This window comes from Halomonas sp. PBN3 (assembly GCF_000475415.1).
GTDB classification, from domain to species: domain Bacteria; phylum Pseudomonadota; class Gammaproteobacteria; order Pseudomonadales; family Halomonadaceae; genus Halomonas; species Halomonas shengliensis.
This window is the reverse complement of the sequence record NZ_AXCA01000111.1, coordinates 1-678: the sequence shown is the minus strand read 5'-3', so window position 1 is coordinate 678 and position 678 is coordinate 1. Positions and strand designations below refer to the sequence as shown.

Below are 678 nucleotides of genomic sequence, written 5' to 3'. Positions count from 1 at the left end.
AAGGAGCAAGGAGCAAGGAGCCCAGGCTGGGTGGGGCATCCACCAAAAGCAAAACCCCGGAGGCTTGCACCTTCGGGGTTTTGCTTGCAGCCCGACGCCTGACGCTTACTGCTCGGCGTCATCCTTGTGCTTGGCGGCGGTCTCCTTGATCAGCGTCTCGAGCTCGCCGTTCTGGTGCATCTCCAGCACGATGTCGCAGCCGCCGACCAGCTCGCCCTCGACCCACAGCTGCGGGAAGGTGGGCCAGTTGGCGTACTTGGGCAGCTCGGCGCGGATGTCCGGGTTGTCCAGGATGTTGACGAAGGCGAAACGCTCGCCGCAGGACATCAGCGCCTGCACGGTCTGGGCGGAGAAGCCGCACTGCGGCAGCTGGGGGGTACCCTTCATGTAGATCAGGATAGGGTTCTCGCCGATCTGGCGCTGGATGTTCTCGAGGGTGGTGCTCATGGCGTCTCCCGTTACGGATGCTGAGGCGGCGGGGAATACCCGAGTCCGCCGGTCGGTCTTGGTGAAGGCCATTCTACTGATCCCCGGCGCGTTGCGCATCCCCCGGCGGCTGGCTAGGATGAGCGTTTTTGCGAGGAGCAGCCCATGGCCACCCGCCACTTCCTGACCCTGCTGGACGCCAGCCCCGCGGAGCTCGACCACCTGATCCGCCGCGCCATCACCATCAAGCAG

General features: G+C 65.0%; 1 protein-coding gene. It reads right to left on the bottom strand.

Translation table 11 applies throughout. The features are described from left to right. Positions 1-105 precede the first annotated feature (105 nt). Positions 106-447, bottom strand: a complete 342-nt coding sequence (locus Q673_RS24010) for a Grx4 family monothiol glutaredoxin (protein WP_023005207.1) — start codon at positions 445-447, stop codon at positions 106-108. Between the last annotated feature and the right edge of the window lie 231 nt (positions 448-678).

Excerpts from the sequence above, each read along its gene's own strand:
- Q673_RS24010 (WP_023005207.1), bottom strand. The coding sequence starts at position 447 with ATGAGCACCACCCTCGAGAACATCCAGCGCCAGATCGGCGAGAACCCT.